6 protein-coding genes are annotated in these 6899 nt (G+C 65.8%); 2 read left to right on the forward strand and 4 right to left on the reverse strand.

Features of this window, described 5'->3' with window-relative positions:
• Positions 1-1170, reverse strand: a 1170-nt coding sequence (locus AX735_RS04815) for a DUF389 domain-containing protein (RefSeq protein WP_066276460.1), incomplete at its 3' end; no start/stop codon positions are given.
• 206 nt (positions 1171-1376) lie between these two features.
• On the opposite strand from AX735_RS04815, the gene nhaA reads away from it, so the two are divergent.
• Positions 1377-2681 (forward strand): Na+/H+ antiporter NhaA, encoded by a 1305-nt coding sequence (gene nhaA / locus AX735_RS04820; RefSeq protein WP_066276451.1) that lies wholly within the window; start codon positions 1377-1379, stop codon positions 2679-2681.
• Complete coding sequence (locus AX735_RS04825; RefSeq protein WP_171007863.1) at positions 2678-3991, forward strand: hypothetical protein; 1314 nt, start codon at positions 2678-2680, stop codon at positions 3989-3991. The genes nhaA and AX735_RS04825 overlap by 4 nt, the downstream gene beginning before the upstream one ends.
• Positions 3992-4114: 123 nt before the next feature.
• Here AX735_RS04825 and AX735_RS04830 read toward each other — a convergent pair whose 3' ends face one another.
• The 3 genes from AX735_RS04830 to AX735_RS25630 form a co-directional block, all read right to left on the reverse strand.
• Positions 4115-4537: a VOC family protein gene (locus tag AX735_RS04830; protein WP_023839169.1), complete on the reverse strand. Its 423-nt coding sequence runs from the start codon at positions 4535-4537 to the stop codon at positions 4115-4117.
• Between the two features lie 16 nt (positions 4538-4553).
• Positions 4554-5129, reverse strand: coding sequence for an invasion associated locus B family protein (locus tag AX735_RS04835; protein WP_066276454.1), 576 nt, complete (start codon positions 5127-5129; stop codon positions 4554-4556).
• A gap of 7 nt (positions 5130-5136) precedes the next feature.
• A partial coding sequence (locus tag AX735_RS25630) for an MBG domain-containing protein (protein WP_446471782.1) occupies positions 5137-6899 on the reverse strand: 1763 nt, incomplete at its 5' end.

The raw sequence follows: 6899 nt of genomic DNA on the forward strand, positions 1-6899 counted from the left end.
TTCGGCGGGGACGCCCGCCAGCAGCGCCAGCTCTCGCCCGACCATCGCCGCGTTCTCGCGTTCCTTGAGCGAGGCGGCGCTGGCCGATGCCGATGCCAGCTGCGCGGCCTCGGCATCGCCTGCCGCCGTGCCGACGCGGAACTGGTCGAGGCTGAGCTTGACCGGGCGGCCCAGCGCCTTGGCCAGCCGGGCCTCTCCAAGCGCAGCCGCCCGGCTGCGAAATTGGGGCGTCAGCACGGTTGCACGGATCGTCAGAGGGTCGCCCGCGAAATCGATGTCGAGCTGGTCGATCTTCGCCTGGCGCGGAAACTGTTCGGCCAGCACCTCACGTGCCTGGCGCTGCGCGCGCGCCTCCCACGCGATCTGGCTGAGCGAATAGCCGAGCGGGATGGCCAGTGCCAGAAACACCACGATGATCACGCCCGCCTGCATCCCGCTCTGCCGGCTGGTCAGCTTGGGACCGAAGCCATAGAGCCGCGCCATCACCGCAGCCGCGATGGCGATGGTCATCAGGTTGGTGACGAACAGCAGCAGCGCGCCGAAGAAAACCGTGGCGTTGAGCGTGGCAAGGCCGAAGCCCACTGTCGCCAGCGGCGGCATCAGCGCAGTCGCGATCGCCACGCCGACGATCGTGCCCTCGCGCCCCCGGATCATCGCATAGGCCCCCGCCAGCGCCGAGAACAGCGCGACCAGCAGGTCGAACAGATTGGGTCGGGTGCGCGCGGCGATCTCGGAGGTGACGTCCTTGATCGGCGAGAAGAAGACCACCAGCGCGGTGAACAGCACGGCCATGACAATCCCTGCCGCCAGCGTCATCGCGGTGCGGCGGATCTCGTTGCCATCGATGGTCGCGATGCCGAAGCCCAATCCAATGATCGGACCCATCAGCGGCGAGATCAGCATCGCGCCGATCACCACCGCAGGCGAGGACAACAGCAGCCCGAGCACCGCAATGCCCGCCGACATCAGGATCATGAAGGCATAGCGCGGGGTCAGGCTGGCCTCGTCATCGACCTTGGCGATCACCGCGCGATGCTCGATGCCGGGGATCACGCTGCCCCGCCACCAGCTGCCCAGCGGCCCGGTCAGCCGCGCGGCAAAGCGACCCAGGCGCGATCCTCCACCAGAAGCGGGCGCTGGCCCTCGAGCGGCGGGAGCGGATTGGGACATGGCACGTTACCCTTGGGTTACCCGGCCAGGGGTGGACCCCACCGGGCTTTGCAGATAGATGCCCGAACATCGTCGCGCCATGCAACGGCAGCCATCATGGCCCCGGTGCGTTGGTACTGGCTCAAGCGGACTGCCCCCCGGCCGGGGAATGCCCTTCAAGGGCAGGCGCGGTCAAGCGCATTAGGGCATCAATAACGGGAGCAGACATGGGCGCACAGGGGATACCGGGCGGCAGCGAGACATCGGCGCTGCGCAAGTTCCTCAACAGCGAGGCAGCGGGCGGCATCATCCTGATCCTGTCTGCGGCGATCGCGATGATCATCGCCAACAGCCCGCTCTACGACCTGTACCATCATGTGCTGCACGATATCCAAGGCCCGGTGCTGACCAAGAAGCTTGGCCCCATGACCCCGCATCTGTGGATCAATGACGGCCTGATGGTCATCTTCTTCCTCTATGTCGGGCTCGAGATCAAACGCGAGCTGGTCGACGGGCGGCTTTCGACCTGGGACAAGCGCCGCCTGCCAGTGATCGCGGCGATTGCTGGCATGGCCATGCCCGCGATCATCTATCTCGTCGAAACCGGCGGCGATCCTGCGGTCGTCAATGGCTGGGCCATCCCCGCAGCCACCGACATCGCCTTTGCGATGGGCGTGCTCGCGCTGCTCGGCAAGCGCGCGCCGACGTCGCTCAAGCTGTTCCTGGTCACCGTTGCGATCGTCGACGACATGGGGGCGGTGGCGATCATCGCGCTCTTCTATACCGAAGGCCTGGCCCCGGTCTGGCTGGGCCTGGCCGCCGCCGTGATGGCGGCGATGTACGCACTCAACCGCTTCCGGGTGATGAACCTCATCCCCTATCTGCTGCTCACCGTGGTGCTGTGGTACGCGATCCTGCAATCGGGCGTGCACGCGACGATCGCGGGCGTGCTCGCCGCGTTCATGATACCGATCATCAAGACGCCGGGAACGCCGGACGCACACGACAGCCCGCTGCACCGGCTGGAACATGCGATTTCGCCTTGGAGCAGCTACCTCATCATCCCGCTGTTCGGCTTTGCCAATGCAGGCGTGTCGCTGGAAGGCGTGGGGCTGGGCGAAGCGTTCGCGCCGGTGCCGCTCGGCATTGCCTCGGGCCTGTTCCTGGGCAAGCAGATCGGCATTTTCGGCAGCGTCTGGCTGGCAGTGAAGCTCGGCATTGCCAGCCGGTTGCGCGGCGCCACCTGGCTTCAGGTCTATGCCGTCGCCGCGCTGTGCGGAATCGGCTTTACCATGAGCCTGTTCATCGGTGCGCTCGCGTTCCCGGGCAATGCGCTGCTGATCGACGAGGCGAAGATCGGGGTGATCATGGGCTCTGTCGCATCGGCGCTGCTCGGCTATACGATCTTGCGCATCTGCCCGCTTCATCCGCAGCATTACGAGGAGGAACTGGAGCAGGAAGAGGAAGTCCGGGTCGATGGCGATGTCGAGAGCCTCGAGGACGACGAGGAAGAGGAAGTGGTCCGCACATGAGGATGATCACCCGTTTCGGCCTGCTGGCGCTGGTGCTGGCCTGCGCCGCCTGTGGCGCCAAGCCCGCGCCCCAGGCGAGCAAGCCCGCCGATCCGCTCAACGACATCGCACGCCAATATGTGCTGCTGTCGCTCGAGATCGGCACGCACGAGGATGGCTATATCGATGCCTATTACGGCCCGGCCGAGTGGAAGACGCAGGCCGAGGCGAACCCGCGCGATCTTGCCGCGCTCGCCCAGGCGGTCGATGCGCTCGACGCCAGCCTGATGGCCGTCGATGTTTCGGGCCGCGAGATCATGGTCAAGCGCCGGGCGAAGTTCCTCCACGCGCAGCTCAACGCCGCACGCACGCGGCTGAAGATGCTGCGCGGCGAGAAGCTGTCGTTCCGGCAGGAATCGCTCGGCCTGTTCGGTGCGACGCCGGACATCCAGCCGCTTGCGAGCTATGATCCGGTACTTGCCGAGATCGAGGCGCTGCTGCCCGGCCCCGGTACGCTCGCCGAGCGCGTCGATGCCTTTCAGGAACGCTTCATCATTCCCGCCGACCGGCTGAAACCGGTGTTCGACCGCGCCATCGCCGAATGCCGTGCGCGCACCGCCGCCCACATCCCGCTGCCCAAGGGCGAGAGCTTCCGCATGGAATTCGTCACCGGCAAGCCGTGGAGCGGGTATAACTATTACCAGGGCAATCTCGCCAGTCTGATCCAGATCAACACCGACCTGCCGATCCGCATCACCCGCGCGGTCGATCTGGGCTGTCACGAGGGATATCCCGGCCATCATGCGCTCAACTACCTGCTCGAACAGAAGCTGACGCGCGGGCGCGGCTGGGTCGAATTCAGCGTCTATCCGCTCTACAGCCCGCAAAGCCTGATCGCCGAAGGTTCGGCCAATTTCGGCATCGATCTCGCCTTTCCGGGCGACGAGAAGCTGGCGTTCGAGACGCGCGAACTCTACCCGCTCGCAGGCCTTTCGACCGCCGATGCCGCGCGGCTGGCACAGCTGCAAAAGGCGCTTTCGGGGCTGCGTGGCGCCCGCTTCACCATCGCGCAAATGTACCTCGACGGGCAGATCGACCGCAATCAGGCGATCGTGCTGACGCAGAAATACCAGCTGATGAGCGAAGCGCGGGCGAAACAGTCGGTCGGCTTTACCGATGCCTATCGCAGCTATGTGATCAACTATGGCCTCGGCCAGGACATGGTGCAGGCCCATGTCGAGGCCGCCGGACCTGATGCGAAAGCGCGCTGGGCGGCGATGGAGCGCGTGATCAGCGAGCCGACCCTGCCGGTCGATCTGGCTGTCCGATAGGGCCTCCCCACGCAACCTTGCTCGTCATTTCCGCGAAAGCGGGAATTCCGCTGCAGCGCGAAACGCTGAAATGAAAGCGGGACCCCCGCCTTCGCGGGGGTGACGAATCAACTGCGGGCGAAATCAGCTCGCGAACAGCATCGCGTCGTCGGCGAACGCCTTGAACTCGAGCGCATTGCCCGCCGGATCGTGGAAGAACATCGTCGCCTGCTCGCCCACCTGGCCCGCAAAGCGGATATGCGGCTCGATCACGAAGCGCGTCCCTGCCGCCTTGAGCCGATCGGCCAGCGCGTGAAAATCGTCCATCGTCAGCACCACACCGAAATGCGGCACCGGCACGTCATGCCCGTCGACCGGATTGTGATGCGCGCGCCGCGCACCGGCATCGGGATCGAGATGCGCGACGATCTGATGGCCGAACAGGTCGAAATCGATCCAGTGATCCGACGACCGCCCCTCGCCGCAGCCCAGCACCTCGCGATAGAAATGCCGCGCAGCCGCGAGGTCATCGACCGGAAAAGCGAGATGAAACGGCCGGATGGTCATCGGATGGAGCCTCGGATCAGAAACCGGTCAGGGCGGCGTCGAGACCGGTCGGCACCACGTTGATCACGATCGGCTTGCCCTCGAGGTCGAGAAAGACGAGCTCGAGCTTCTTGGCCTTCTTGAAATTGGCGATATCGGTCGGGCCCAGCGGCTTTTCACCGATACAGCCCTCGGGCAGGCAGCGGCTGAACACGATCTTGTCGATCGCCTTGGTCTGGTCGCCATCGACCTGGATCAGCGCGCCGGTATCGAGCCGCACGCCCAGCGGCACCTTGACCAGCAGCCCGGTCTTGCCCGTGGTCTTCTGGCGGGCGATCGCGACGCGGATCACTTCCTTGTTGTTGCCCTCGTCGATCAGCGACTGGACGGCGTCGCAGATTTCCTGTTCGCCGGTGCCCTTGCAGCCTGCGGTCCAGGGCTTGGCGCCATTGGTCCCCATCTTCGGCGTGATCGCCTGGGGTGCAGCGGGGGCGGTGGCAGCGGGTGCAGCCGGGGTCGCAGGCTTGGCGGTCTGCGCGGCGAGCGGGGCGGAGACCAGAGCTGCGGCCAGCGCGAGCGCGGCCGAACGGAACACCAGATTCATCGCAATCATACTTTCTTCACTGGGCCGGCTGCCATGTCCACAAGGGGGGCTCCGTGCCGTTGCACAGGCTGATATACTCGCAGCCGCCGGGCTGTCCATCGCCCAGAGGCACACCGTTGCGATCGCCATCTTCTGCGGGACGCAGTTCGGGCGAAAGCAGCACGGGCAGCGGCGCGGCAAGGCCCTGCAGCAGCTGCAAGGGCGTGGTGCTGTCGGGCGAGACCGGCAGATTCACGCTGCCCTGCGGCGGCATGGCGATGATCGGCGGCACGGCAACGCTGGGCGTCGGATCGGCCGGAGAGGGCGGTGCTGCTGCACTGCCCGGCGGGGTGCTGCTGCTCGGCGGGGTGCCGTTTCCACCGGCAATCGGCAGTGTCACGGGTGGAACGGTGATAATCACCGGCGGAGTGGTTCCGGCAGGTGGGGTCGGCGGGCCGCCGGTGCCCGGCGGATCCTGCGCAGGAGGCGTGACGGCGGGAAGCACCGTCATCACGCCGGGGCGATAGGTTATCTGGTAATTGCGCGCGGTGCCGCGCGAGGCGTTGATGATATACTGGCCCGGTGCTGCATTGGCGCCGCCCGATGCGCGCAGCACCAGCCCGGTTACCACCGATGCGCTATCGCCGTTGCGCAGCCCCGAATAGCTGACCGTCAGCGTCGGTTCGCTGCCACCCTGCATCATGGTCTTGTTGTCGGCGGTGATCAGCAACTGGGCCTGGGCGATGGTCAGGCGACCGGGGATATAGCTGAAATCATAGTTGAGGGCCGATCCGCCCGAAGCGGTGATCGCATAGAGGCCGACATCCGACCCGATGGTCGCAGTCGTGCCAAAGGTCAGCCCGGTGACCACGCTGGCATTCTCGCCGTTGCGGAAGCCGCTGATGCTGGCGGTGAAGGTCGGGTTCGCAAGGCCATATTCGCGGCGCGCATCGTTGACCCGCACCTGCAGCAACGCCTTGGTGATGGTCAGTGCGCCGGGCACGTAATCGAACCGGTAATTGGCCGCAGTCGCACCCGATCCGGTGATCACATAGCTGCCGACATTGCTGCGCGCATTGGCTCCGGTCGTCAATCTGAGCCCGGTGACGCCCTGTTCGGTATCGCCATTGCGGAAGCCGGTGATGCTCGCCGTCAGCGCCGGATTGGGCGCGCCATAGGTCCGCGTCTTGTCGTCAATGGCAACGGTGAGCGTGGCCGGATTAATGACGAGCGTGCCGGGAACATAGGCAAAGTCATAGTTGAGCGCGCTGCCACCCGAAGCCGTGATCGCGTAGCTGCCGACGCCCGAGGCCTGGGCCGCGGGCGTAGCAAGCACCAGCCCGCTGACGACGCTGGCCGTATCGCCGTTGCGCAGGCCGCTGATCGTGCTGGTCAGCGCCGGGTTGGCAAGGCCATATTCGCGCACCTTGCCATCGGCGGTCACGGTGAGCAGCGCCCGGGTGATCGTCAGCGCTCCAGGGACATAGGCAAAGTCATAATTCGCAGCGCTGGCGCCCGATGCGGTGATGGCATAGGTGCCGACATTCGAACCGGTGCCCGCGCTGGTGCCATAGACGAGGCCGCTGACGACGCTGGCGGTATCGCCATTGCGCAAGCCCGAGATCGAACCGGTAAGGACCGGGTTGGCCAGGCCATATTCGCGCGTGGCATTGTCGGCAGTGACCGTCAGCAGCGCCCGGGTGATCGTCAGCGTGCCGGGCACATAGGCAAAGTCGTAATTGGTGGCAGATGCGCCGGAACCGGTGATGGCATAGCTGCCGACGTTGCTCGCGATCGTGG

This window comes from Blastomonas sp. CCH1-A6 (genome assembly GCF_001556365.1).
GTDB classification, from domain to species: domain Bacteria; phylum Pseudomonadota; class Alphaproteobacteria; order Sphingomonadales; family Sphingomonadaceae; genus Blastomonas; species Blastomonas ursincola.